This is a genomic window from Pseudomonas sp. JDS28PS106 (genome assembly GCF_036706555.1).
In the GTDB taxonomy this organism is placed as follows: domain Bacteria; phylum Pseudomonadota; class Gammaproteobacteria; order Pseudomonadales; family Pseudomonadaceae; genus Aquipseudomonas.
Genome location: NZ_JBAJGT010000006.1, coordinates 163,019 through 187,058, shown reverse-complemented (window position 1 = coordinate 187,058; position 24,040 = coordinate 163,019). Strand labels below are relative to the sequence as shown.

Below are 24,040 nucleotides of genomic sequence, written 5' to 3'. Positions count from 1 at the left end.
AGCCCTGAATGACCCTCGAACGTGATGCCGCCTCTAATGTAGCCAAGGTCTTGTCCGAAGCGCTGCCTTACATTCGCCGATTCGTCGGCAAGACGCTGGTAATCAAGTACGGCGGTAACGCCATGGAGAGCGAAGAGCTGAAAACCGGCTTCGCTCGCGACATAGTGTTGATGAAGGCTGTAGGCATCAACCCGGTGGTGGTCCATGGCGGAGGGCCTCAGATCGGTGATCTGCTGACCCGCCTTTCCATCGAAAGCCGCTTCATCGATGGCATGCGCGTTACCGATGCGCAGACCATGGACGTGGTGGAGATGGTGTTGGGCGGGCAGGTCAACAAGGACATCGTCAACCTGATCAACCGTCATGGCGGCAGCGCCATCGGCCTGACCGGCAAGGACGCCGAGCTGATTCGTGCGAAGAAGCTCACTGTCACCCGCCAGACGCCGGAGATGACCAAACCTGAAATCATCGACATCGGCCAGGTCGGCGAGGTGGTTGGCGTCAACACCGACCTGCTGAACATGCTGGTGAAGGGTGATTTCATTCCGGTCATCGCGCCTATCGGCGTCGGCCCGGATGGCGAGTCCTACAACATCAACGCCGATCTGGTGGCAGGCAAGGTGGCCGAGGCCCTCAAGGCCGAGAAGCTGATCCTGCTGACCAACATCGCCGGCCTGATGAACAAACAGGGCGAAGTGCTGACCGGACTAACGACCGAACAGGTCGACGGCCTGATCGCCGACGGCACCATCTACGGCGGCATGCTGCCGAAGATCCGTTGCGCGCTCGAAGCGGTTCAAGGCGGCGTGCACAGCTCGCACATCATCGACGGTCGCGTGCCCAACGCCGTACTGCTGGAGATTTTCACCGACAGCGGCGTCGGCACGCAGATCACCAACCGCAAGCGTCACTGATCGCTGCGGCGGTTCCAGAGGCCCTGTCGGTTGCGACGGGGCCTTTTTCTTTCCGCTTCCTCAAGCTGCCCCAGCCACCCTGTTACAAACTTCGGAACCTCGATAAGCGCACTCTGACCGGGAACAGATCACTTGAGCAACTTGACCAGTCGAGCCCGGTCCTGAGCGAAGTCGGCTTCGGCATGGCGGCGAGCCTCCTGATAGCGCTGGACCTGAAGGCTCAAACCCTGCTGTTGACTGCGCAAATCATCGAGCTGATCGAGGAGAGCCTGGGGCACTGGATGACCAGCCCTCTCATGATCGGCAGCCTGACCCTGGAGGTTGCGTTGTTGCACGGCAAGGCTCTGAACGTTTCCCTGGGCCATACCGATCAATGCGTCCACCTCGGCCAGCTTGCGCGCCAGAGCCCGATCCACGTCTTCCGGGCTGCTGTACAGGTTCAGCAGCTGCGAATCCGCGTCGGCCTGGGCCTGATCGACCCGGGCCTGCCGCGCTTGCTCGGCTGTCGGCGCAGGGGGAACGGTCTTTATCACCCGTCCCTGGCCGTTGAGCACCTCATAGCCTTTGCCGGCGTACTCGGGCGGCACGCCCTGCCGGTCAAGCACGGTGACGCCACGGCTATCGACGTAGCGATAGAACTGCACGCCCGGCGAGTCGGCGGCCTGGATCACGGTGGATGTCAATGCGCTCAGGGACAGGCAAAAACCGGCGACCGCCGATACCGACGTCCGGATCCTTGCGCGTCCGCTACCTGTCCCCAAAGCCATCGCTCTCCCTAGATCCCGTATTGCGCCCTGTACGCCTCGACAGCGGGCAAATGCTGCTTGAGCTGCGGGTCGTCGGCGAGAAACTCCAGAACCTGATTCAAGGAAACGATGCTGACCACCGGAATGCCGAAATCACGCTCGACTTCCTGAATCGCGGAAAGCTCGCCGTTGCCACGCTCCTGTCGGTTCAGCGCGATCAGGACGCCGGCCGCGGTCGCGTTCTGGGCCTGAATGATCTGCATCACCTCACGGATCGCGGTGCCGGCGGTGATCACGTCATCGATGATCAGCACGTTACCGGCCAGCGGTGCGCCGACCAGGCTGCCGCCTTCGCCATGCGCCTTGGCTTCCTTGCGGTTGAAGCACCATGGCAGATCGCGGTCGTGATGCTCGGCCAGCGCCACGGCTGTCGCGGCTGCCAGGGGAATACCTTTATAGGCGGGGCCGAACAGAACGTCGAAGGAAATGCCGCTTTCAACCACGGCCGCCGCGTAGAAACGACCCAGCTGTGCCAGGGCCGATCCGCTGTTGAACAGGCCGGCGTTGAAGAAATACGGGCTGGTACGCCCGGACTTGAGGGTGAACTCACCGAAGCGCAATACACCGCGATCGATGGCGAAACGAATGAAATCGCGTTGATACGCCTGCATGAAAAAAAGTCCCGAATACCACGGCTTTAGCTAATTGAGTGGAGCTCGGGTATCATACACGCACGTGATTTTTGGGGCCATTTATGCGGATCATCAGTGTGAACGTGAATGGCATTCAGGCTGCGGTCGAGCGAGGGTTGCTCAGCTGGCTGCAAGCTCAGAATGCCGACGTCATCTGCCTACAGGACACCCGCGCCTCCACCTTTGAACTGGATGATCCAGCCTTCCAACTGGATGGCTATTTCCTCTATGCCTGCGAAGCAGAAGTGCCAGCCCAGGGTGGCGTGGCGCTATATTCGCGGTTGCAACCGAAGGCGGTAATCAGCGGCCTCGGCTTCGAGACAGCCGACCGCTACGGGCGTTACCTGCAAGCAGATTTCGACAAAGTCAGTATTGCTACCCTGCTATTCCCGTCCGGGATGAACGGGGACGAAGACTTGAATCAGAAATTCAAGCTCATGGACGATTTCGGCCGGTACATGGACAAGCAGCGCCGCAAGCGCCGCGAATACATCTACTGCGGATCGCTCTACGTCGCGCAGCAGAAGCTCGATATCAAGAACTGGCGCGACAGCCAGCAGTCGCCTGGCTTCCTGGCGCCGGAACGCGCCTGGATGGATGAGCTGGTCGGCACCATGGGTTATGTCGACGCGCTGCGTGAAGTCAGCCGCGAAGGCGACCAGTACAGCTGGTGGCCGGACAGCGAACAGGCCGAAATGCTGAATCTGGGCTGGCGCTTCGACTATCAGATCCTGACGCCGGGTCTGCGCCGCTTCGTGCGTAGCGCACGCCTGCCACGCCAGCCGCGTTTCTCGCAGCACGCGCCGCTGATCGTGGATTACGACTGGACGCTGACGATCTGATGCAGATCGCCAGCAAGCTGGCTCCTACGGGTCGCTGTAGGAGCCAGCGGGCGGCGATCCGTCTTGCTGGCGATGGGTCGTTACTTCAACACCCGCCAGGTAAACGGATACCGGTAATCCCGGCCTTCGTTGGCCTTGATGCCGGCGATGATCGTCAGCACCAGCGCGCCTATGCCTACCAGCAGCAACAGCGGAAAGCCGATGACGACAACCATCAGGAAGAAGCTGATCACGGCCGCGATAGCCACCGTGATCTGAAAATTCAGCGCTTCCTTGCCTTGCGCGTCGATGAACGGGTCGCTTTCACGCTTGAGCTGCCACAGGATCAGCGGTCCGAGCAGGTTGCCAAACGGGAAGACCACGCCCAGAAACGCCGACAAGTGACAGAACATCGCCCATTGACGGGCACTCTGGGCCGGTTTGTTCAAGGGTTGCTGGCTGTCACTCATCGTCCTACTCCCTGATTTGATCAGTCTGCCAATGCGGCCTGCTGCAATACGAACAATTCGTTCATGCCCTTCTGAGCCAACGCCAGCATCGCGTTCAGTTCTTCAGGCTGGAACGGCGCGCCTTCCGCCGTGCCCTGGACTTCGATGAAACCGCCCTGACTGGTCATGACCACATTGAGGTCGGTCTCGGCGGCCGAATCTTCCAGATAGTCCAGATCGAGCACCGGCTCGCCCTGATACATGCCGACCGACACTGCCGCGATCATCTGCTTGAGCGGGTCGCCACCTTTCAGGCCGCCACGCTTCTTGATCACTTTCAAGGCATCGACCAGCGCGACCATCGCGCCAGTGATGGACGCAGTGCGCGTGCCGCCGTCAGCCTGGATGACATCGCAATCGATGTACAGAGTCACGTCACCCAGCTTGGACATGTCCAGCGCGGCTCGCAGCGAGCGGCCGATCAGACGCTGAATTTCCAGGGTGCGGCCGCCCTGCTTGCCACGGCTGGCTTCGCGCTGGTTCCGCTCACCGGTGGCGCGCGGCAGCATGCCGTACTCGGCGGTCAGCCAGCCTTGTCCCTGCCCCTTGAGGAAGCGAGGAACGCCGTTCTCGACGCTGACGGTGCAGATCACCTTGGTATCGCCGAACTCGACCAGCACAGACCCCTCGGCGTGTTTGGTGTAGTTGCGGGTGATGCGGATCGAGCGAAGCTGATCGGCGGCGCGACCACTTGGACGTTTCATCTGGGAATACCTGTACTGGGACGGAAAACTGCCAAGCAGTATAAAGGTCACAGCCTTGCCAGGGCATCTTTAAAGTCACAAGCGCCGAAACGCCGGATTGGGAGCAAGCGCCGCACTGCGCTACAATCCTGCGCCTTTGCAGCCTGTCGGCTATCACGAATCCAGGACCGCCTTGTCCGATCGCGCTCCCGGAACGACCCAAGAGGTATCACCCCATGGTGCATAGCATGACTGCCTTCGCCCGTGTCGAGCGGGCCAGCGCCCAAGGCACGCTGAGCTGGGAACTGCGTTCGGTCAACCATCGTTACCTGGAGCCGCACCTGCGCCTGCCCGAATCCTTCCGTGACCTGGAAGGCGCGATTCGTGAGGCTCTGCGTCAGGGTCTTTCGCGCGGCAAGGTGGAGTGCACGCTGCGCTTCGTCGAGGAAACCGCCGGCAAACCGCTGCAGGTCGACCGCGAGCGCGCCAGTCAGCTGGTGACCGCTGCCGAAACCGTTGCCAGCCTGATCAAACAGCCTGCTGCCCTGAATCCGCTCGAAGTATTGGCCTGGCCCGGCGTGCTGGTGGCCGATGCCAGCGATCCGCAGGCGCTGAACAGCGAGGCGCTGAGCCTGTTCAACGAAGCACTGGCCGAGCTGAAAAGCGGTCGCGGCCGGGAAGGTGCGGATCTGGCGGCACTTCTCGACGAACGGTTGACTTCCATCACCCAGGAAGTCGCCACGTTGCGCACGCTGGTGCCGCAGATGCTTGCCGCTCAACGACAGAAAGTCCTGGACCGGTTTGCCGACATGAAAGCCGAGCTGGATCCCCAGCGGCTCGAACAGGAAATGGTCCTGCTGGCGCAGAAGAGCGACGTCGCCGAAGAACTGGACCGCCTTAGCACCCACGTCACCGAAGTGCGTCGGGTACTCAAGGCCGGCGGTCAGGCAGGCCGGCGCCTGGATTTCCTGATGCAGGAACTGAATCGCGAAGCGAACACACTGGGCTCCAAGGCCTTTGACCCGCGCAGTACGCAGACTGCCGTCAACCTCAAAGTGTTGATCGAGCAGATGCGTGAACAAGTGCAGAATATTGAGTAAGGCTGAACCTGACATGACCCACAGTACCGGAACCCTGTACATCATTTCCGCCCCGTCCGGCGCGGGCAAGACCAGCCTGGTGAAGGCCCTGATGGATGCCCGGCCGGAGATTCGGGTTTCCGTCTCGCACACCACGCGCGCCATGCGCCCTGGCGAAACGGACGGTGTGAATTACCACTTCGTCGACCGTGCCGAGTTCGTGCGCATGATCGAGCACGGAGACTTCCTGGAACAGGCGGAAGTATTCGGCAACCTGTACGGCACTTCCCAGAGCCATCTGCAGCAGACGCTGGACGAAGGTCATGACCTGATTCTCGAGATCGACTGGCAAGGCGCTCAACAGGTTCGCCAACTGATGCCGGCGGCTCGCTCCATTTTCATTCTGCCGCCCACCCAGCAGGCCTTGCGCCAGCGCCTGACCAACCGCGGTCAGGACAGCGACGACATCATCGAAGCGCGCATGCGCGAGGCGGTGAGCGAGATGAGTCATTACGTCGAATACGACTATGTCGTGGTCAACGACGATTTTGCCACCGCGCTGGATGACCTCAAGGCGATATTCCGCGCCAATCGCCTGTCCCAGACGCTTCAGCAGCAACAGTACAGCCAGCTTTTCGAGCAACTTTTGGCTTGATCGCGGCTTTTACAAGCGGCAGACTGGAGCCCGAACGCGCCTGTGCGACGGGCTGACCCTTGAAGGTTCCGGCTGTCCGCTTGTAAACTACCGAGTCCGCTCGCCCATCCGGGCACCGCGCATACGCATTTGCTACGAGGAATACCCATGGCCCGCGTGACCGTTGAAGACTGCCTAGAACACGTCGATAACCGCTTCGAGCTGGTCATGCTCGCAACCAAGCGTTCGCGTCAACTCGCCACTGGCGGCAAAGAACCCAAGCTGGCGTGGGAAAACGACAAGCCTACCGTCGTTGCCCTGCGTGAAATCGCGGCCGGCCTGATGGATTATGCAGTCATCGCAGAAGCCGAAATCGTTGAAGATGAACCATTGTTCGCAGCTTTCGAGGACGAGTCCAACGAGGCCGTCTAAGCCTATGCCGGGTCGACGTAGTACGGCGCAGGGTTCAAGCCATTGGCAGGGGGTAGCGCCTTGCCGAGCATAGATGCCCTCGCCGACCGTCTGTCGGCCTACCTTGGTCAGGACCAGGTCAATCTGGTCCGCCGAGCGTATTTCTACGCCGAACAAGCCCACGACGGCCAGCGCCGCCGTAGCGGCGAAGCCTATGTAACGCACCCGCTGGCGGTTGCGAACATCCTGGCCGACATGCACATGGACCATCAGAGCCTGATGGCCGCCATGCTGCACGATGTCATCGAAGATACCGGTATCGCCAAGGAAGCGTTGTGTGCGCAGTTCGGCGAAACCGTCGCCGAACTGGTCGACGGGGTCAGCAAACTGACCCAGATGAACTTCGAAACCAAGGCCGAGGCCCAGGCCGAGAACTTCCAGAAGATGGCAATGGCCATGGCCCGCGATATTCGCGTGATCCTGGTCAAGCTGGCCGACCGCCTGCACAACATGCGCACGCTGGAAGTCCTGTCCGGTGAAAAACGCCGCCGGATCGCCAAGGAAACCCTCGAAATCTACGCCCCCATCGCCAACCGGCTGGGCATGCACAACGTGCGTATCGAGTTCGAGGATCTGGGCTTCAAGGCCATGTACCCGATGCGTTCGGCGCGAATCCACCAGGCCGTCAAGCGTGCCCGGGGCAATCGCAAGGAACTGGTCAACAAGATCGAGGAATCGCTCAGTCACTGTCTGGCGGTGGACGAGATCGAAGGCGACGTCAGCGGCAGGCAGAAGCATCTCTATGGCATCTACAAGAAGATGCGCGGCAAGCGCCGGGCCTTCAACGAGATCATGGATGTCTATGCATTCCGTATCGTGGTCGACAAGGTAGACACCTGCTATCGCGTGCTCGGCGCTGTGCACAATCTGTACAAGCCGCTGCCCGGCCGCTTCAAGGATTACATCGCCATTCCCAAGGCCAACGGCTATCAGTCGCTGCATACCACGCTGTTCGGCATGCATGGCGTTCCCATCGAAATCCAGATTCGTACCCGCGAAATGGAAGAGATGGCGAACAACGGGATCGCGGCGCACTGGCTGTACAAATCCAGTGGCGACGAACAGCCCAAGGGCACCCATGCCCGCGCCCGCCAGTGGGTCAAAGGCGTGCTGGAAATGCAGCAACGCGCCGGCAACTCCCTGGAGTTCATTGAAAGCGTCAAGATCGACCTGTTCCCGGACGAGGTCTACGTCTTTACGCCCAAGGGCCGCATCATGGAGCTGCCGAAAGGCTCCACGGCAGTGGATTTCGCGTACGCAGTCCATACAGACGTGGGCAACAGCTGCATCGCTTGCCGGATCAATCGACGTCTCGCACCGCTTTCCGAACCTTTGCAAAGCGGCTCGACCGTGGAAATCGTCAGCGCGCCCGGCGCCCGACCCAACCCGGCCTGGCTCAATTTCGTGGTGACCGGCAAGGCACGCACGCATATTCGCCACGCCCTGAAGCTTCAACGCCGCTCCGAGTCCATCAGCCTGGGCGAGCGCCTGCTGAACAAGGTGCTCAACGGTTTCGAGTCGAGCCTGGAGAAGATCGCCCCCGAGCGTATCCAGCAGGCGCTGTCCGAATACCGCGTCGAAGTGCTGGAAGACCTGCTCGAAGACATCGGCCTGGGCAATCGCATGGCCTATGTCGTGGCCCGACGCCTGCTGGGCGAAGGCGACCAGTTGCCAAGCCCGGAAGGTCCGCTGGCGATTCGCGGGACCGAAGGCCTGGTGCTCAGTTACGCCAAATGCTGTACGCCGATTCCGGGGGATCCGATCGTCGGCCATCTGTCTGCCGGCAAAGGCATGGTCGTGCACCTGGACAACTGTCGCAACATCACCGAGATCCGCCACAACCCGGAAAAATGCATCCAGCTCTCCTGGGCCAAGGATGTCACCGGCGAATTCAACGTCGAGCTGCGCGTCGAGCTTGAGCACCAGCGCGGCTTGATCGCCTTGCTGGCCAGCAGCGTCAACGCCGCCGACGGCAACATCGAGAAAATCGGCATGGACGAGCGCGACGGTCGCATCAGCGTGGTCCAGCTGGTCGTCAGCGTGCATGACCGCGTGCACCTTGCCCGCGTGATCAAAAAACTGCGTGCCTTGACCGGGGTCACTCGCATCACCCGCATGCGCGCGTAGCCACCACTATCAGGAGTTTTTCATGTCCAAGACTGTCATCACCAGCGACAAGGCACCTGCGGCCATCGGCACTTACTCCCAAGCGATCAAGGCTGGCAATACCGTCTACATGTCAGGTCAGATCCCCCTCGACCCCAAGACCATGGAACTGGTCGAAGGCTTCGAAGCCCAGGTCGTGCAAGTCTTCGAAAACCTCAAGTCGGTTGCCGAAGCTGCAGGCGGTACGTTCAAGGACATCGTCAAACTGAATATTTTTCTGACTGACCTGGGCCATTTCGCCAAGGTCAACGAGATCATGGGCAAGTACTTCGAGCAGCCCTATCCGGCACGCGCTGCCATTGGCGTCGCGGCTCTGCCGAAAGGCGCGCAGGTCGAGATGGACGCCATTCTGGTCATCGACTAAATCCCTTGGGCGGAGCGCTCAGGCTCCGCTCTCTGTTGTAAAGGAAGGAATCTGTTATGCGTTCCGCGCTCGCCATTTCGCTGTTGGCCGCAACTCTGGTCGGCTGTGCCAGCCATGCCGACCTGAACCCCGACGGGACCTGGATCAATCAGACCGCCATTGATGCCGCGGTCGAAGGTGGCAACCTGCGCCAGGCGCTGCTCGCCAACGGCCCCAACCTGGAATGGCAGATCGACACGAAAACCAATCAGGTCGTGTATTCGAATGGTTTCGAAGTCGGTGAGGGCAAGATCGCCAGCGCCGGCGACGGAAAATTGCACATCGATTTCTATGGCAACTTCTTTGAAGACTTGAGCTTAAAGGGTGACGAGCTAGTCCAGGCGGCAAGCGAATCGGGTCCGGAACAGCACTTCGAGAAGCCTGAAATCGCTGCGCCCGAAGGCGCGCCAGCAGGCAGCAGCTTCGAGAAGGCGCTTTACGACGCTTACATGGGCGGTAAGTGGACCATCGTCAGCGGCGACGGCCAAGGCAACACCGTGCAGTTCATGCCGGACGGCAGCGTTCAGGGCCTTGCGGAGAATGATCGCTACGCGCTGTGCCTGGCAGGCGATTGCGCGGCCATGAGCGGCGAGTACGACAGCATGTGGCTGGAAAAGGCCGAGCAAGGCGCGCCGTGGATCTTTGCCCGCAACGGCAAGCAGCTGGAAATCTTCCAGGCCTTGAATAACGCTGGCGCCGATCAAATGCCCGAACTTCGTCCCGGCCCGCGCCGCTGGTTGCTGGAAAAGCAGTAACCCAGCTCATCGCCAGCAAGCTGGCTCCTACAGTTTAATGAGGTACCTGTAGGAGCCAGCTTGCTGGCGATGAAAGCGACGCGATATATCAGGAAAATCGCGGAACGCCCGGTCGCGAGCAAGCTCCCTCCCACATTGGGTTCACTGGCGTTCGTGAGGGCCAGCGTCAATCCGCTCCAGCAACGCCGCATATCCCGCCCGGTAATCCGGATACTTCGGCTCCCAGCCCAGCGCCCGCGCTCGCGCATTGCTGCAACGCTTGCTGCCGGCGCGCTGAACGCTGGCCTCGGCCGACCATTGGGTAACGCCCAGATACTCGCGAATCCAGTTCACCACATCGGCAAGCGGCGCGGGATCGTTGTCGACGCCCAGATAACACGTCTCCAGCGCAACGCCCCGGGCATCGGCCAGCAGCAAATGCGCCAGCAACCCGGCCGCATCGTCGGCATGAATTCGATTGGCATACACCGGGGGATCGATGCGCACGCTGTGCCCTTGCCGTACGCGGTTCGACAGGTCATTGCGACCAGGGCCATAGATGCCGGTCAAGCGCACGACCGTCGCAGGCAGCCCGCTGTCGAGTGCAGTCCGCTCGGCGTCCAGCATGATGCGCCCGGTGAAGGTGGGGGGCTGCGTTTCGGACGTTTCGTCTACCCACTCGCCCTCGGTTTGCCCATAAACGCCACTGCTCGACACGAAGAAAATACGCTTGGGGCGCTGGGCGCACTCCTTCAGCCAGCCCAGCACATGGCGCAGTCCTTCGACATAAGCCTGCCGATAGCCGGTTTCGTCGCGCTGTGAGGGCGTAGCGCAATAAACCAGGTAATCGATGCAGGCTCGCGGCCATTGCTCAGGGAGGCTCGAGTCGAACAGATCGCCCGCCACGTCCTGTACCCCTTCAGGCAGTTGGGAAACATCCCGACGCAAACCGTGAACGGTCCATGACTCGCCGAGCATTTGCCGGGCGAGCCTGGAGCCTATGTCGCCACAACCGGCGATAAGAAGAGAGGGAGCGGGCATCGGAAGTCTCCGGACAACGGCAGGATCAGCCAAAAAAGCCATTAAAACTCATTCTGTCCAAGTATTTTTAAAAAAAGATACAGTATATCTTTTGTTAACAAGAACGATTTGCAATAATGCCAGTCGATCAGTTTTTCTTAACGCGTTGATAGCCTCGCGCAATAGACGCCACGCTCAATTCTTTTTCTTCCAGGTCCGGCCAGCATGACACGTATTCAATCACTCGCTTCGCCAACCAAGCTATCCAGCCTGCCTCGCGCATGGCGCGGTATCGCTGCCCTCGTTCTGAGCCTGATGTTCGCCCCCATGGCCGTTGCCGATCAGGCAGCGCCCGGCGCGGCACCTGCGGCTCAGCCCGCGGTGAGCACGCCGGCGACACCTGTCGCGGCCGATGCCGGCGCCACCGCCCAGCCGCTGGCCGAAGCGCCTGGCGCGGCCGCGGAGCCCGTGGTCGAGGACAACAGCCTGGGCATGTCTCACGACCTGTCGCCGTGGGGCATGTATCAGAACGCCGACGTGGTGGTCAAAGCGGTCATGATCGGTCTGGCAATCGCCTCGATCATCACCTGGACCATCTGGATCGCCAAGGGCTTCGAACTGATGGGCGCCAAGCGTCGCCTGCGCAGCGAAATCGCCGACCTGAAAAAGGCCCGCTCGCTGTCCGACGCCAGCCAGAGCGCCAACAAGGAAGGCACCCTGGCCCATCTGCTGGTTCACGATGCGCTGGAAGAAATGCGTCTGTCGGCCAACAGCCGCGAGCGTGAAGGCATCAAGGAGCGCGTCAGCTTCCGTCTGGAGCGTCTGGTCGCCGCCTGTGGCCGTAACATGAGCACCGGCACCGGCGTCCTGGCGACCATCGGTTCCACCGCGCCGTTCGTGGGTCTGTTCGGTACCGTTTGGGGCATCATGAACAGCTTCATCGGCATCGCCAAAACCCAGACCACCAACCTGGCCGTCGTGGCGCCCGGTATTGCCGAAGCCCTGCTGGCAACCGCGCTGGGTCTGGTTGCGGCGATCCCCGCAGTCGTGATCTACAACGTTTTCGCCCGCTCCATTGCCGGCTACAAAGCGCAGGTTTCCGACGCCTCGGCGCAGGTGCTGCTGCTGGTCAGCCGTGACCTGGACCACCTCCCGGAGCCGACCGAGCGTAACCAACAGCAACCGCACATGGTCAAGGTGGGCTAAGACGTGGGCCTGCATCTTAACGAGGGTGGCGACGATCTCGCCGAGAACCACGAAATCAACGTGACGCCGTTCATCGACGTCATGTTGGTACTTCTGATCATTTTCATGGTGGCCGCTCCCCTGGCAACCGTCGACATCAAGGTCGACCTGCCGGCGTCCACCGCGACGCCGCAGCCCAGACCCGAAAAGCCGATCTTTCTCAGCGTGAAAGCCGACAAGAGCCTGTACCTGGGCGAAGAACCGGTTGCGCGCGAGCAGATCGGCCAGGTGCTGGACGGCAAGACCAATGGCAAAAAGGACACGACCATCTTTTTCCAGGCCGACAAGGGCGTGGATTACGGTGATCTCATGGAAGTCATGAATACGCTGCGCGGCTCCGGCTACCTGAAGGTCGGTCTCGTGGGTCTTGAGACGGCTGGTAAAAAATGATCACTACGCGCCAAAAACTGACGCGCTATAGCGGTAGTCTGTTGTTGGTGCTGGCCGTGCACGCCATCGCGATCGTGGTCGCGCTTCGCTGGCCGGCCTCCCAGGCTATCGAGCTGCCACCCGCCGCGATGATGATCGAGCTGCCGCCGATGCCGGAGCCTGCTCCGCCACCGCCGCCTCAGGTCGTACAGCCGCCACCGCCACCGGTGGAAGAAGAGGTCGTCCCGGTTCCGGAAGTGGCCGAAGCGCCCAAGCCGGAGATCGTGGTACCCAAGAAGGTCGAGAAGCCGAAGCCCAAGCCGAAACCACAGCCACCCAAGCCTGTGAAGAAGCCTGAGCCGCCGCGCGAGGAACCTGCCGCCGAGAAACCGGTGGACACCCCGCCGACCACGGCCAAGACAGAGCCTGCCGCCCAGCCGGCCCCGTCCGCGCCACCGGCACCGCCCAGCAACGCACTGCCCAACTGGCAGAGTGATCTGCTACGGCACTTGAGCAAGTACAAGAAATATCCGGAAGACGCTCGTCGTCGGGGAATGCAAGGCGTAGCCCGTTTGCGCTTCGTGGTCGACGCGCAAGGCAATGTCCTGTCCTATTCGATTGCCAGCAGCTCCGGCAGCCCGGCGCTGGACCGAGCCACCACGGAAATGATCCGTCGTGCTCAACCATTGCCTAAACCGCCGGCGGAGACGCTCAACAACGGCACTATCGAAATCCTTGCACCGTTCGTTTATTCGCTGGATAAACGCTGAGTCGCATTTTTGTTACTCAAGAGTGCTTCTGATAACGTGCGTCTATCGATTGCACCCGCTATGCTGGTCCGCAACTTAATGGACGCACGTTATGACTCTCACAGAATTGCGCTACATCGTTACGCTTGCCCAGGAGCAGCACTTTGGCCACGCAGCCGAGCGCTGCCACGTGAGCCAGCCGACTTTGTCCGTTGGTGTGAAAAAGCTTGAGGACGAACTGGGTGTCCTGATTTTCGAGCGCAGCAAGAGCGCGGTCCGCCTGACGCCAGTCGGTGAAGGCATCGTTGCCCAAGCTCAAAAAGTGCTCGAGCAGGCACAAGGTATCCGCGAACTGGCCCAGGCTGGCAAGAATCAGCTCACCGCCCCGCTCAAAGTCGGCGCCATCTACACGGTCGGCCCGTATCTGTTTCCGCACCTGATCCCGCAGTTGCATCGTGTCGCGCCGCAAATGCCGTTGTACATTGAGGAAAACTTCACTCATGTACTGCGCGACAAGCTGCGCAATGGTGAACTGGACGCGGTCATCGTCGCCTTGCCATTCAACGAAGCCGATGTACTGACCATGCCGCTGTACGACGAGCCGTTTTCGGTGCTCATGCCGGCCGACCATCCGTGGACACAGAAAAAGACCATCGACGCCTCGGCGCTCAACGACAAGAGCCTGTTGCTGCTTGGCGAAGGACACTGCTTCCGTGACCAGGTACTGGAAGCCTGCCCCACCCTGACCAAGGGCGGCGAAGGTGCCAAGCACACCACGGTGGAATCCAGCTCACTGGAAACCATTCGTCACATGGTGGCGTCCGGACTGGGCGTTTCGATCCTGCCGTTGTCCGCCGTCGACAGTCACCACTATGCTCCAGGGGTGATCGAAGTTCGTCCGCTGACCGCGCCGGTCCCGTTCCGCACCGTTGCCATCGCCTGGCGCGCCAGCTTTCCGAGGCCCAAGGCGATCGAGATCCTCGCTGACTCCGTGCGTTTGTGTTCAGTGGCTCGTCCCAAAACAGAAGCGAGCTAGGCAGGAAAACAATGAGCGAGCTTTCCAAAGTCTCGGTCACGGCGCTCAAGGGCGTCGGCGAAGCCATGGCGGAAAAACTGGCGAAGGTCGGTCTGGAAAACCTGCAGGATGTGCTGTTTCACCTGCCGCTGCGCTACCAGGACCGCACGCGAGTGGTGCCCATAGGCGCATTGCGCCCCGGCCAGGACGCAGTGATCGAAGGCGTGGTGAGCGGCGCGGACGTGGTGATGGGCAAAAGGCGCAGCCTGTTGGTCCGTCTTGGCGACGGCTCGGGCGTGGTCAGCCTGCGTTTCTACCATTTCAGCAATGCCCAGAAAGACAGCATGAAGCGCGGCACCCAGCTGCGTTGCTTCGGTGAAGCGCGTCCGGGCGCATCGGGGCTGGAGATCTACCATCCCGAGTACAAAGCGCTGACCGGCGACGAGCCCGCGCCGGTCGAACAGACGCTCACGCCGATTTATCCCACCACAGAAGGCCTGACCCAGCAGCGCCTGCGTCAACTGTGCCAGCAGGCGCTGGGCATGCTGGGGCCGAAAAGTCTGCCCGACTGGCTGCCGGAAGAGCTGGCGCGCGATTACCAGCTGGCTCCGCTGGACGACGCAATACGTTACCTACATCACCCGCCGGCCGATGCGGACGTCGAGGAACTGGCGCTCGGTCACCACTGGGCCCAGCATCGTCTGGCGTTCGAGGAGCTGCTGACTCACCAGCTTTCGCAACAGCGTTTGCGTGAAAGCCTGCGCGCACAGCACGCGCCGGCGCTGCCACTGGCCAAAAAGCTGCCTAAACAGTTTCTCGCCAACCTCGGTTTCCCACCTACCGGCGCTCAGCAGCGGGTCGGCAATGAAGTCGCCTATGACCTCAGCCAGCCCGAACCCATGCTGCGGCTCATTCAGGGCGACGTGGGCGCGGGCAAGACCGTCGTCGCGGCCCTTGCGGCATTGCAGGCGCTTGAAGCCGGTTATCAGGTCGCCTTGATGGCGCCCACCGAGATCCTTGCCGAGCAGCACTACATCAACTTCCGCCGCTGGCTCGAACCGCTGGGTATCGAGGTCGCCTGGCTGGCCGGCAAGCTCAAGGGCAAGGCGCGCACCGCTTCTCTGGAACAGATCGCCGGCGGCACGCCCATGGTCGTCGGCACCCATGCACTGTTCCAGGAAGAAGTGCGCTTCCATAACCTGGCGCTGGTCATCATCGACGAACAGCATCGATTCGGCGTTCAGCAGCGCCTGGCCCTGCGTAAAAAAGGCGTTGGCGGCATGCTGTGTCCGCATCAGCTGATCATGACCGCCACGCCGATCCCGCGGACGCTGGCGATGAGCGCTTACGCCGATCTGGATACCTCGATTCTCGACGAACTGCCGCCGGGCCGGACGCCGGTCAATACCGTGCTCGTGGCCGACAGCCGCCGCATCGAAGTTATCGAGCGTGTTCGCGCGGCGTGCGCCGAGGGGCGTCAGGCGTACTGGGTCTGTACGCTGATCGAAGAGTCGGAAGAACTGACCTGCAAGGCCGCCGAAACCTCGTTCGAAGAACTCAGCAGCGCCCTGGGTGAACTGCGGGTCGGGCTGATCCATGGGCGCATGAAACCGGTCGAGAAAGCCGCGATCATGGCCGAATTCAAGCAGGGTGCGCTGCAATTGCTGGTAGCGACGACCGTGATCGAAGTCGGCGTTGACGTTCCGAACGCCAGCCTGATGATCATCGAAAACCCCGAGCGGCTGGGCCTAGCCCAGCTTCACCAGCTGCGCGGCCGGGTCGGGCGCGGCAGTGCCGTCAGCCACTGCGTGATGCTCTACCATCCGCCCTTGTCGCAAATCGGTCGTCAACGGCTGGGAATCATGCGCGAAACCAACGACGGTTTCGTGATTGCCGAGAAGGATCTGGAGCTGCGTGGACCGGGCGAGATGCTGGGCACCCGCCAGACCGGCCTGTTGCAGTTCAAGGTCGCCGACCTGATGCGTGACGCCGATCTGCTGCCGGCGGTGCGCGACGCTGCGCAGGCGTTGCTGGAGCGCTGGCCGCAGCACGTCAGCCCGCTTCTGGAGCGCTGGCTGCGGCACGGCCAGCAATACGGACAGGTGTGATGCAGGCTACGCTTTGAACAGCGTGCAGGAACGGAAATGAGTAAGCTGGTTATACTTCCACGATTGTAGGATTTGGACAAAAGCCATGACAGAAGTAGCTCACGTCAGTGATTCGCATCAAGCGCCATCCGTCATTCGACAGTTGCTTGAGAAATTGTCCATCAGCTACCGAGAAGTCGTGGACAGTCCCTCTCTGCCAGCTGGGCGCAAAGTCCAGACGGTACTGGTCGAGGATGCCGTCGGCGCGCTGCTGATTCTCTTTCCCCAGAACCAGTTGCTGGATCTGAAGCGAATCACCGAACTGACTGGCCGGCAGTTGGCGGCCGTGCCCCAAGACCGTCTGGTACGCATGCTTGCCAAGCACAAATTGCAACAGTTGCCGGGCCTGCCGGCGCTGACCAGCTCACCCTGCCTGTACGACGACCGTCTGTTGCAGGAGCCGTTGCTGCTGGTCGGCTCCGGCGAGCCGGGCGTGCTGCTGGAGATCGCCAGCGACGACTTCAAGGGCATGCTCAGCAAGGCCAGCGCCGCGCATTTCGGTGAGCCGACCGGCCTGATCCATCCGAACATCGACCGTCCGCACGATGACCGGGCGGAGATCACCCAGGCCATGCACGCCTTCACCGCGCGCCGCATCCAGCAGCGGCTGGAAGCGACTCTGGAAATTCCGCCACTGGCCGGAACCGCGCAGAAGATCATCAAGCTGCGTGTAGACCCCGATGCGACCATCGACGACATCACCGGCGTGGTCGAGACCGATCCGGCGCTGGCCGCACAGGTCGTGAGCTGGGCGGCATCGCCCTACTACGCTTCGACCGGCAAGATCCGCTCGGTGGAAGATGCCATCGTCCGCGTGCTGGGCTTCGATCTGGTGATCAACCTCGCGCTGGGCCTGGCGCTGGGCAAGACCCTGAGCCTGCCCAAGGACCATCCGCAGCAAACCACGCCTTACTGGCAGCAATCGATCTACACCGCGGCGGTCATCGAAGGCCTGACCCGCGCCATTCCGCGCGCCAAGCGTCCGGAAGGCGGGCTGACCTACCTGGCCGGTCTGCTCCACAACTTTGGCTACCTGCTGCTGGCCCACGTCTTCCCGCCGCATTTCTCGCTGATCTGCCGCCAGCTGGAGGTCAATCCGCACCTGCATCACAGCTACGTGGAGCATCACCTGCTGGGCATCAGCCGCGAGCAGATCGGTGCCTGGCTGATGCGTTACTGGGACATGCCCGACGAACTGTCGACGGCCCTGCGCTTCCAGCACGACCCGTATTACGCCGGTGAACATTGCGAATACGCCAACCTGGTGTATCTGGCAGTCCGCCTGCTGCGCGCCAACGGCGTCGGCTCCGGCCCGCAGGAAGAGATTCCCGACGAACTGTTCGAACGCCTCGGCCTGAGCCGCGACAAGGCCAACGAATCGGTGCGCAAGGTGCTGGAAGCCGAAGCCATGCTGCGCGAACTGGCTTCGCAGTTCGGGCATTGAATCCCTTGGATAAACTGCGTCATCGTTTGATCGCCAGCAAGCTGGCGATCCGCAAAGCAGCAGCGAAATCGTCCAACGCGATGCTCATGGCGCCTCTCCCTCCCTCCCCGGCAGATGCTCGTCCAGATGCAGCCACGGCAGGCGATTTTCTATCCAGATGTGTCGGGATGCCGGTGCCTGTTCCGGGTGGTCGAGGGTGGCGATGGTGACGTCCATCTCCTCGGGACTGTTGCGCGTGAACAAGGCCACGTGGGCACCGCAGTTGTTGCAGAAATAGCGCACGCAGGTCGGCCCCGAATCGTAGGTCGCGGGGCTTCCGGCCAGCCAGTGAAAGGCGCCCAGAGGCACGGTGATCCAGCTCATCACCGTCCCGCCCGATGTCCGGCGACAGATCGAACAGTGACAGTGGGCGATGTCTTGCAGAGGCGCTTCGAATTGATACCGCAGGCTGCCGCAATGGCAGCCGCCAGTATGAACCTGTTCCATTTCTCTTCTCCCCGCGGCAGTCAGTATCGTTTGTGACAATCGATTCGCGCGTCGGTTGGCTGAAAGGTCAGCGAAAGCTTGTCCCATTAGCATCGAGTCACTTCCGGCAACAGACCGGTCAGCCTGGGAATACGTCAAGCACGGTTCCCGGCCCGATTAACAAGAATAATGGTGATTCCGATGCTTGATGTCCTGTGCTGCACCCTCCCTGCGATTCCACTCCGCGTACCGCTTCCCTACTGATCCGAAATCCTTCGTTTCTTCCGTAGCCGCATTACGTCTGGAGTTTCCCCATGTTGACTTTCCTTGGCTTCGCCATGGTCATTGCGTTCATGTACCTGATCATGACCAAGCGCCTGAGCGCGCTGATCGCGCTGATCATCGTTCCAATCCTGTTTGCGCTGTTCGGCGGCTTCGCGACCGAAATCGGTCCGATGATGCTGGCCGGTATCAGCAAACTTGCGCCCACCGGCGTGATGCTGATGTTCGCGATTCTCTATTTCGCCCTGATGATCGACTCGGGCCTGTTCGACCCGGCCGTGCGCAAGATCCTGCAGATGGTCAAGGGCGACCCGGTGCGCATTTCCGTCGGCACCGCCGTGCTGGCGCTGGTGGTATCGCTGGACGGCGACGGCGCGACGACCTACATGATCTGCGTCGCGGCCATGTTGCCGCTGTACAGCCGTGTAGGCATGAGCCCACGAATCATGGCGGGCCTGATCATCCTGGCCGGCGGGGTCATGAACATGACGCCCTGGGGCGGGCCGACGGCGCGCGCGGCCAGCGCGTTGCACGTGGATGCGTCCGATATCTTCGTGCCGATGATTCCGGCGATGCTGGCCGGTGTCGTCGCCATCCTGGGTATCGCCTACTTCTACGGCAAACGCGAGCGTGCGCGGCTGGGCGAGCTGCATCTGCCGGGCGACGAGCTGGATCACAGTGAAATCAGCGTTTCGCAGTTTCCCGAAGCGCGTCGGCCGAAGATGATCTGGTTCAACGGCGCCCTGACGCTGGCGCTGATGGTCGCGCTGATCATGGGCCTGCTGCCGCTGCCGGTACTGTTCATGATCGCCTTCAGTATCGCGATGATCATCAACTACCCGAACCTGCAGGACCAGAAAGACCGCATATCGGCCCACGCCGGCAGCGTGCTGGCGGTGGTCGGGCTGATCTTCGCGGCAGGCATCTTCACCGGCATCCTGAGCGGCACCAAGATGGTGGACGCCATGTCGCAAAGCCTGCTGGCGGTGATTCCCGACGCGCTGGGTCCGTACCTGGCAGTCATTACGGCGCTGGTGAGCATGCCGTTCACCTTCTTCATGTCCAACGATGCGTTCTATTACGGCGTCCTGCCGGTGCTGGCCGAGGCCGCCAGCCATTACGGCATCAGCCCGGTGGACATGGCGCGTGCCTCGATCGTTGGCCAGCCGGTGCACCTGCTCAGCCCGCTGGTGCCTTCGACCTATCTGCTGGTCGCCCTGGCCGGGATCGAGTTCGGCGACCACCAGCGTTTCACCCTCAAATGGGCGGTGCTGGTCTGCCTGTGCATCATGGTCGCCGCGCTGTTGATGGGGATTTTCCCGCTGTTCGGCAGTCTATAAAGCTCTGACTCGCAGGCCCGCCTCAGGGCGGCGGGCCTCCACGTTCAAGGAGCTTGCGATGGAATGGCTGATCAACCCAGAGATCTGGGTGGCGTTCTTGACCCTCACGGTGCTGGAAATCGTGCTGGGTATCGACAACATCATCATGATCTCGATTCTGGTCGGCCACATGCCCAAAGCCCTGCAAGCCCGGACCCGGATCACCGGGCTGGCGCTGGCGATGGTCACGCGCATTCTGCTGTTGCTTTCCATCACTTGGGTCATGCGCCTGACCGACGTGCTGTTCACGGTCATGGGCAAGGGTTTTTCCGGCCGTGATCTGATTCTGTTCTTCGGCGGGCTGTTCCTGCTGTGGAAAAGCTCGCAGGAGATCTACCACGGTCTGGAAGGCGACGACGAGCCCAATGAAGAACCGCAGGCCGCCCGAGGTCAGTTCTTCTACACCATCATCCAGATCGCGATCATCGACATCGTTTTCTCGCTGGATTCGGTCATCACGGCCGTCGGCATGGTGTCGGACATTCCGGTGATGATCGCCGCCATCGTCGTCGCGGTATTGATCATGATGTTGAGCTCGGGCGCCATCAGCGATTTCATCGATCGCCACCCTTCCCTGAAAATGCTCGCGCTGTCGTTTCTGACCCTGGTCGGAACCGTGCTGATTGCCGAGGCGTTCGGCGTCCATGTGCCCAAGGGCTACGTCTACTTCGCGATGGCGTTCTCGCTGGCGGTGGAGACGATCAACATCAAAATGCGCATGGCCAGGGCACGACAGGCTTCGGACGAATGATCTGCGCGAACGCCGGGCCGACAAAGCGCCTTGGCAATTGTGACAGTTTTATTTCAATGCCCCTGCAGCTATGCGATGCTGGCGGCCAAGCCAATGGCCGACTACAGCTTAGTTGAGCGACGCCTTTGGATCGGCTCGCTATCCGCTTGACCTTCAACGTACACACAGGGGGCTTTCAGTATGCTGACCCTGCTCGATCTGCTTTCTGCCGTCGCGCTGCTGATCTGGGGCACTCACATCGTTCGGACCGGCATCCTGCGGGTCTATGGCGCGCAGCTGCGGCGCGTGCTCAGCCAGAACATGACGAAGCGGCCGCTGGCATTCGTCGCCGGTATTCTGGTGACGGCACTGGTGCAAAGCAGCAACGCCACGGCCATGCTTGCCACCTCGTTCGTGGGCCAGGGCCTGATGGGCCTGACTCCGGCGCTGGCGATCATGCTGGGCGCCGATGTGGGCACGGCGCTGATGTCGCGAATACTGACCTTCGATCTGTCCTGGCTGTCGCCGTTGCTGATCTTTCTCGGCGTGGTGTTCTTCCTGTCCCGCAAGCAGACCCGCGCCGGTCAGTTGGGGCGCGTCAGTATTGGCTTGGGCCTCATCGTGCTGGCCCTGCAACTGATCGTCAGTGCCGCGGCGCCCATCACCCAGGCCACAGGCGTGCGGGTGCTGTTCGCGTCGCTCACGGGCGATCTGTTACTCGATGCGCTGGTCGGTGCGCTGTTTGCCTTGATTTCCTACTCCAGTCTCGCGGCCGTGTTGTTGACGGCAACGCTGGCGGGCGCCGAGATCATCGGCCTGCCGGTGGCGATCGGGCTGGTGATCGGTGCCAATATCGGCAGCGGTCTGCTGGCTTTCCTGAGTACCAGCATGCAGAACGTGGCCGGACGGCAGGTCGCGCTGGGCAGCCTGCTGTACAAGCTGCTGGGCCTGTTGCTGATCATTCCGGTGCTGGACCCGCTGGTGGCCTGGATCGATACCTTGGGTTACCGGCCGCAGGAACTGGTCATCGGTTTTCACCTGATCTACAACACCGCGCGCTGCCTGATCATGCTGCCGACGGTCGGCCCGATGGCGCGGCTGTGTTCGGCGCTGCTTCCGCAACAGAACGAAATCGGCGGCCTGGCGAAGCCCCGTCATCTGGATCTCGCCGCGCTTTCCACCCCCAGCCTGGCGCTCGCCAACGCAGTCCGCGAGACGCTGCGCATGGGCGACCGGGTCGAGAACATGCTCGGCTCGATGCTGGCGGTCCTGCGCGGGACGCAGACGGCGGTCACCCAGGAAGTGCGGCGCATGAACGATGACGTGGAAGCGCTGTACAACGCGATCAAGCTGTATCTGGCGCAAATGCCTCGTGAAGAGCTGGGCGAGCAGGACAATCGCCGCTGGGCAGAGATCATCGAGCTCACCATCAATCTGGAACTGGCGGCAGGCCTGATCGAGCGCATGCTGCGCAAGATCCAGCAGCAGAAGACTTCCCAGCGCCGTTCGTTCTCGCCAACGGGTCTTGAAGAGCTGGCCGATCTACAGATTCAGTTGCAGTCGAATCTGCGCCTGGGGCTGTCGGTATTCCTCAGCGGCGACCCGCACAGCGCCCGGCAGTTGCTGCGGGAGAAGCGGCGCTTCAGGGCGCAGGAACGGCGCCTGGCCCATGCGCATGTGAACCGGCTGCAGCACAAGGTCGTGCAGAGCATCGAGACCAGTTCATTACATCTGGAGTTGATGGCCGACATGAAACGGCTCAACTCACTGTTCTGCGCCAGCGCCTATGCCGTGCTTGAAACCGCTGAAACCGGCGCGTTGCCCGGCGAGGATGCACCTGGCCAATCCATTGGATGAACATAAGCAGCGCCTCGAAGTCTGTTAGACATACCGGCCCGCAAGGAAAGCTGCTTTTATGCGTCGCCTGCTGTTCGCTTGTCTTTTTCTGAGCTGTCTCCCCGCGTTTGCCCTTGATCGACTACAGGTCGAGGGCTATCTGCTGCCCAACGGTCTGCAAATGCTGCTCAAGCCGGGTTATGAGAAAGGCCACGTTGCCATCCGGCTGGTCGTGGGGATCGGCTTCGACGATTTCCCTTGTGCCGACAAGGAGCTGCCACATTTGCTCGAACATCTGCTGTTCAGCGGGCTGGACGGCGGCGGCGAGGGCGCGCTCGAAGAACGCATGCAGGCACTGGGCGGCGAATGGAATGCCTTCACCAGCAACACCGACACGACCTTCGTCATCGAAGCCCCGGCCCGCAACCAGCGCAAGGTACTGGACCTGCTGCTGGAAGTGCTGGCGCGTACCGAGCTGGATCAGTCACGACTGGACACGGTAAAGCGGATTGTCGAACGCGAGGACGGTGGCCATACCTCGCACTTGCGGCGTCTGCTGGAGCATGGCGCAGCCACACGCGGCGCCGTCAGTGAGCTGGCCGTCGAAATGGGCCTCAAGTGCGCCGAGCGGCCGGAAGTCGAGCGCATCTCGCTGGAACAGGTCGAGGAGGTTTTCGCCAGTTGGTACGCGCCCAACAACATGACGCTGATCGTGGTCGGCGATCTCGACAAATTGCTGCCCAGCTATCTGGAGCGCACTTACGGCCTGCTCAACCCGGCCGACCCCATTGACCATCCACCCCTGGCACACAGCACGGCTTCCGCCGAGCCAAGGCTGGAGCTGGAGCGCGGTGGCCTGGGGGACGGTGCGAAACTGCATCTGATCTATCCCGAGCCGCAACTGGACGAGCAGCACGATGAAACCTGGGATCTGGTCAAAGCCTATCTGGACTGGGCGCTCTACACCGACCTGCGCCTCCGGCAGGGCCTGTCGTACGGACCTTCCGCCGACCGGGACGTCTATGGCGACACGGGTTTTCTGAGCCTCAATGCCGATCTGGAACGGGACGATCTCGAACAGGCCGAAACCGCGCTGCGTGCCTTGGTGGAGCGGCTGCAAAAAGAAGGCATGCAACCCGCCGCGTTCGAGCGCCTCAAGCAGGCGGCCATCGCTCGTCAGGCCTGGGCCGTGCAAGGCAACAGCGGGCTTGCCGATTACTACTGGAGCGCGCTCAACGACTATGACAATGGCCGTTTCGCCGACCCGGTCAAACGCATCAAGGCCGTCAGCCTGGAAACCGCCAACCGTGCGATGCGCCAGCTGCTGGAGCAGCCCGGTTATATGCGTATCGAGAAACCCCTGATCGGCTACAACGGGCTGGCATGGGTATTTGCCGCGGCCGCAGGGCTGATCGTGTTGCTGGCGTTCCTGGGCTGGCGCGCGCAAAGGCGCCGCAAATGAAAGGTAGTCGTCCGGGCAGCCCTGTATGCTGCGCGGGTTTTCGTT

Annotated in this window: 24 protein-coding genes; 18 read left to right on the top strand and 6 right to left on the bottom strand. The window is 61.6% G+C overall.

Annotation, left to right across the window (positions count from 1 at the left end):
* Nucleotides 1-8 precede the first annotated feature (8 nt).
* Entirely contained in the window at nucleotides 9-914 is a 906-nt protein-coding gene (gene argB, locus TRP66_RS12250; protein ID WP_333402513.1) for an acetylglutamate kinase, read from the top strand.
* A 128-nt stretch (nucleotides 915-1,042) separates the two neighbouring features.
* Here argB and TRP66_RS12245 read toward each other — a convergent pair whose 3' ends face one another.
* Nucleotides 1,043-1,681 carry a DUF4124 domain-containing protein gene (locus TRP66_RS12245; RefSeq protein WP_333402511.1) on the bottom strand — a complete coding sequence of 213 codons (639 nt, stop codon included), beginning with the start codon at nucleotides 1,679-1,681 and terminating at the stop codon, nucleotides 1,043-1,045.
* 8 nt (nucleotides 1,682-1,689) lie between these two features.
* Nucleotides 1,690-2,331, bottom strand: coding sequence for an orotate phosphoribosyltransferase (gene pyrE, locus TRP66_RS12240; RefSeq protein ID WP_333402509.1), 642 nt, complete (start codon nucleotides 2,329-2,331; stop codon nucleotides 1,690-1,692).
* A gap of 83 nt (nucleotides 2,332-2,414) precedes the next feature.
* Between pyrE and TRP66_RS12235 the strand changes: the two genes are divergently transcribed.
* Nucleotides 2,415-3,194 (top strand): exodeoxyribonuclease III, encoded by a 780-nt coding sequence (locus TRP66_RS12235; RefSeq protein ID WP_333402507.1) that lies wholly within the window; start codon nucleotides 2,415-2,417, stop codon nucleotides 3,192-3,194.
* A gap of 80 nt (nucleotides 3,195-3,274) precedes the next feature.
* Here the strand turns inward: TRP66_RS12235 and TRP66_RS12230 are convergent, their stop codons facing one another.
* On the bottom strand, nucleotides 3,275-3,643 hold the full coding sequence (locus tag TRP66_RS12230) for a DUF4870 domain-containing protein (RefSeq protein WP_333402505.1): 369 nt from the start codon (nucleotides 3,641-3,643) through the stop codon (nucleotides 3,275-3,277).
* Between the two features lie 20 nt (nucleotides 3,644-3,663).
* Nucleotides 3,664-4,386, bottom strand: a complete 723-nt coding sequence (gene rph / locus TRP66_RS12225; protein WP_333402503.1) for a ribonuclease PH — start codon at nucleotides 4,384-4,386, stop codon at nucleotides 3,664-3,666.
* Between the two features lie 215 nt (nucleotides 4,387-4,601).
* On the opposite strand from rph, the gene TRP66_RS12220 reads away from it, so the two are divergent.
* The 6 genes from TRP66_RS12220 to TRP66_RS12195 all read left to right on the top strand — a co-directional run bounded on the left by TRP66_RS12220 (nucleotide 4,602) and on the right by TRP66_RS12195 (nucleotide 9,873).
* Nucleotides 4,602-5,465 (top strand): YicC/YloC family endoribonuclease, encoded by an 864-nt coding sequence (locus tag TRP66_RS12220; protein WP_333402502.1) that lies wholly within the window; start codon nucleotides 4,602-4,604, stop codon nucleotides 5,463-5,465.
* A gap of 13 nt (nucleotides 5,466-5,478) precedes the next feature.
* Nucleotides 5,479-6,099 (top strand): guanylate kinase, encoded by a 621-nt coding sequence (gmk, locus tag TRP66_RS12215; RefSeq protein WP_333402500.1) that lies wholly within the window; start codon nucleotides 5,479-5,481, stop codon nucleotides 6,097-6,099.
* Nucleotides 6,100-6,246: 147 nt separating this feature from the next.
* Complete coding sequence (gene rpoZ, locus TRP66_RS12210) at nucleotides 6,247-6,510, top strand: DNA-directed RNA polymerase subunit omega (protein ID WP_004887180.1); 264 nt, start codon at nucleotides 6,247-6,249, stop codon at nucleotides 6,508-6,510.
* A 60-nt stretch (nucleotides 6,511-6,570) separates the two neighbouring features.
* Complete coding sequence (gene spoT / locus TRP66_RS12205; protein WP_333402495.1) at nucleotides 6,571-8,676, top strand: bifunctional GTP diphosphokinase/guanosine-3',5'-bis pyrophosphate 3'-pyrophosphohydrolase; 2,106 nt, start codon at nucleotides 6,571-6,573, stop codon at nucleotides 8,674-8,676.
* Nucleotides 8,677-8,698: 22 nt separating this feature from the next.
* A complete protein-coding gene (locus TRP66_RS12200) occupies nucleotides 8,699-9,079 on the top strand; it encodes a RidA family protein (protein WP_333402493.1) in 381 nt (126 codons plus the stop codon).
* A gap of 56 nt (nucleotides 9,080-9,135) precedes the next feature.
* Complete coding sequence (locus TRP66_RS12195) at nucleotides 9,136-9,873, top strand: hypothetical protein (RefSeq protein WP_333402491.1); 738 nt, start codon at nucleotides 9,136-9,138, stop codon at nucleotides 9,871-9,873.
* A gap of 141 nt (nucleotides 9,874-10,014) precedes the next feature.
* On the opposite strand, the gene TRP66_RS12190 is transcribed toward TRP66_RS12195, so the two are convergent.
* Nucleotides 10,015-10,893, bottom strand: coding sequence for an NAD-dependent epimerase/dehydratase family protein (locus TRP66_RS12190; protein WP_333402489.1), 879 nt, complete (start codon nucleotides 10,891-10,893; stop codon nucleotides 10,015-10,017).
* Nucleotides 10,894-11,097: 204 nt separating this feature from the next.
* On the opposite strand from TRP66_RS12190, the gene exbB reads away from it, so the two are divergent.
* The 6 genes from exbB (at nucleotide 11,098) to TRP66_RS12160 (ending at nucleotide 17,841) form a co-directional block, all read left to right on the top strand.
* Complete coding sequence (gene exbB, locus TRP66_RS12185; protein ID WP_333402487.1) at nucleotides 11,098-12,078, top strand: tonB-system energizer ExbB; 981 nt, start codon at nucleotides 11,098-11,100, stop codon at nucleotides 12,076-12,078.
* 3 nt (nucleotides 12,079-12,081) lie between these two features.
* Nucleotides 12,082-12,507, top strand: a complete 426-nt coding sequence (exbD, locus tag TRP66_RS12180) for a TonB system transport protein ExbD (RefSeq protein ID WP_333402484.1) — start codon at nucleotides 12,082-12,084, stop codon at nucleotides 12,505-12,507.
* Nucleotides 12,504-13,256, top strand: coding sequence for an energy transducer TonB (locus TRP66_RS12175; RefSeq protein WP_333402482.1), 753 nt, complete (start codon nucleotides 12,504-12,506; stop codon nucleotides 13,254-13,256). The genes exbD and TRP66_RS12175 overlap by 4 nt, the downstream gene beginning before the upstream one ends.
* Nucleotides 13,257-13,347: 91 nt before the next feature.
* Complete coding sequence (locus tag TRP66_RS12170) at nucleotides 13,348-14,271, top strand: hydrogen peroxide-inducible genes activator (RefSeq protein ID WP_333402480.1); 924 nt, start codon at nucleotides 13,348-13,350, stop codon at nucleotides 14,269-14,271.
* An 11-nt stretch (nucleotides 14,272-14,282) separates the two neighbouring features.
* Nucleotides 14,283-16,358, top strand: a complete 2,076-nt coding sequence (gene recG, locus TRP66_RS12165; RefSeq protein ID WP_333402478.1) for an ATP-dependent DNA helicase RecG — start codon at nucleotides 14,283-14,285, stop codon at nucleotides 16,356-16,358.
* 85 nt (nucleotides 16,359-16,443) lie between these two features.
* Nucleotides 16,444-17,841 (top strand): aminoacyl-tRNA deacylase and HDOD domain-containing protein, encoded by a 1,398-nt coding sequence (locus tag TRP66_RS12160; protein WP_333402475.1) that lies wholly within the window; start codon nucleotides 16,444-16,446, stop codon nucleotides 17,839-17,841.
* 84 nt (nucleotides 17,842-17,925) lie between these two features.
* Here TRP66_RS12160 and TRP66_RS12155 read toward each other — a convergent pair whose 3' ends face one another.
* Nucleotides 17,926-18,327, bottom strand: a complete 402-nt coding sequence (locus TRP66_RS12155; RefSeq protein ID WP_333402473.1) for a GFA family protein — start codon at nucleotides 18,325-18,327, stop codon at nucleotides 17,926-17,928.
* A gap of 293 nt (nucleotides 18,328-18,620) precedes the next feature.
* Between TRP66_RS12155 and TRP66_RS12150 the strand changes: the two genes are divergently transcribed.
* The 4 genes from TRP66_RS12150 (at nucleotide 18,621) to TRP66_RS12135 (ending at nucleotide 23,995) form a co-directional block, all read left to right on the top strand.
* On the top strand, nucleotides 18,621-19,928 hold the full coding sequence (locus tag TRP66_RS12150) for a CitMHS family transporter (RefSeq protein WP_333402471.1): 1,308 nt from the start codon (nucleotides 18,621-18,623) through the stop codon (nucleotides 19,926-19,928).
* Between the two features lie 58 nt (nucleotides 19,929-19,986).
* Nucleotides 19,987-20,718: a TerC family protein gene (locus TRP66_RS12145; protein ID WP_333402469.1), complete on the top strand. Its 732-nt coding sequence runs from the start codon at nucleotides 19,987-19,989 to the stop codon at nucleotides 20,716-20,718.
* A 180-nt stretch (nucleotides 20,719-20,898) separates the two neighbouring features.
* Entirely contained in the window at nucleotides 20,899-22,554 is a 1,656-nt protein-coding gene (locus TRP66_RS12140; protein WP_333402466.1) for a Na/Pi cotransporter family protein, read from the top strand.
* A 58-nt stretch (nucleotides 22,555-22,612) separates the two neighbouring features.
* Nucleotides 22,613-23,995: a M16 family metallopeptidase gene (locus tag TRP66_RS12135; protein ID WP_333402465.1), complete on the top strand. Its 1,383-nt coding sequence runs from the start codon at nucleotides 22,613-22,615 to the stop codon at nucleotides 23,993-23,995.
* The last annotated feature ends 45 nt before the right edge of the window (nucleotides 23,996-24,040 follow it).

Bases quoted from the DNA above. Each gene is read 5' to 3' on its own strand.
- TRP66_RS12160 (WP_333402475.1), top strand. From the start codon at position 16,444: ATGACAGAAGTAGCTCACGTCAGTGATTCGCATCAAGCGCCATCCGTC.
- rph (WP_333402503.1), bottom strand. From the start codon at position 4,386: ATGAAACGTCCAAGTGGTCGCGCCGCCGATCAGCTTCGCTCGATCCGC.
- exbB (WP_333402487.1), top strand. From the start codon at position 11,098: ATGACACGTATTCAATCACTCGCTTCGCCAACCAAGCTATCCAGCCTG.
- TRP66_RS12200 (WP_333402493.1), top strand. From the start codon at position 8,699: ATGTCCAAGACTGTCATCACCAGCGACAAGGCACCTGCGGCCATCGGC.
- TRP66_RS12220 (WP_333402502.1), top strand. From the start codon at position 4,602: ATGGTGCATAGCATGACTGCCTTCGCCCGTGTCGAGCGGGCCAGCGCC.
- gmk (WP_333402500.1), top strand. From the start codon at position 5,479: ATGACCCACAGTACCGGAACCCTGTACATCATTTCCGCCCCGTCCGGC.
- TRP66_RS12135 (WP_333402465.1), top strand. From the start codon at position 22,613: ATGCGTCGCCTGCTGTTCGCTTGTCTTTTTCTGAGCTGTCTCCCCGCG.
- rpoZ (WP_004887180.1), top strand. From the start codon at position 6,247: ATGGCCCGCGTGACCGTTGAAGACTGCCTAGAACACGTCGATAACCGC.
- recG (WP_333402478.1), top strand. From the start codon at position 14,283: ATGAGCGAGCTTTCCAAAGTCTCGGTCACGGCGCTCAAGGGCGTCGGC.
- TRP66_RS12175 (WP_333402482.1), top strand. From the start codon at position 12,504: ATGATCACTACGCGCCAAAAACTGACGCGCTATAGCGGTAGTCTGTTG.
- TRP66_RS12190 (WP_333402489.1), bottom strand. From the start codon at position 10,893: ATGCCCGCTCCCTCTCTTCTTATCGCCGGTTGTGGCGACATAGGCTCC.
- TRP66_RS12155 (WP_333402473.1), bottom strand. From the start codon at position 18,327: ATGGAACAGGTTCATACTGGCGGCTGCCATTGCGGCAGCCTGCGGTAT.
- TRP66_RS12150 (WP_333402471.1), top strand. From the start codon at position 18,621: ATGTTGACTTTCCTTGGCTTCGCCATGGTCATTGCGTTCATGTACCTG.
- TRP66_RS12245 (WP_333402511.1), bottom strand. From the start codon at position 1,681: ATGGCTTTGGGGACAGGTAGCGGACGCGCAAGGATCCGGACGTCGGTA.
- argB (WP_333402513.1), top strand. From the start codon at position 9: ATGACCCTCGAACGTGATGCCGCCTCTAATGTAGCCAAGGTCTTGTCC.
- pyrE (WP_333402509.1), bottom strand. From the start codon at position 2,331: ATGCAGGCGTATCAACGCGATTTCATTCGTTTCGCCATCGATCGCGGT.
- TRP66_RS12235 (WP_333402507.1), top strand. From the start codon at position 2,415: ATGCGGATCATCAGTGTGAACGTGAATGGCATTCAGGCTGCGGTCGAG.
- TRP66_RS12140 (WP_333402466.1), top strand. From the start codon at position 20,899: ATGCTGACCCTGCTCGATCTGCTTTCTGCCGTCGCGCTGCTGATCTGG.
- TRP66_RS12230 (WP_333402505.1), bottom strand. From the start codon at position 3,643: ATGAGTGACAGCCAGCAACCCTTGAACAAACCGGCCCAGAGTGCCCGT.
- TRP66_RS12195 (WP_333402491.1), top strand. From the start codon at position 9,136: ATGCGTTCCGCGCTCGCCATTTCGCTGTTGGCCGCAACTCTGGTCGGC.
- TRP66_RS12170 (WP_333402480.1), top strand. From the start codon at position 13,348: ATGACTCTCACAGAATTGCGCTACATCGTTACGCTTGCCCAGGAGCAG.
- TRP66_RS12145 (WP_333402469.1), top strand. From the start codon at position 19,987: ATGGAATGGCTGATCAACCCAGAGATCTGGGTGGCGTTCTTGACCCTC.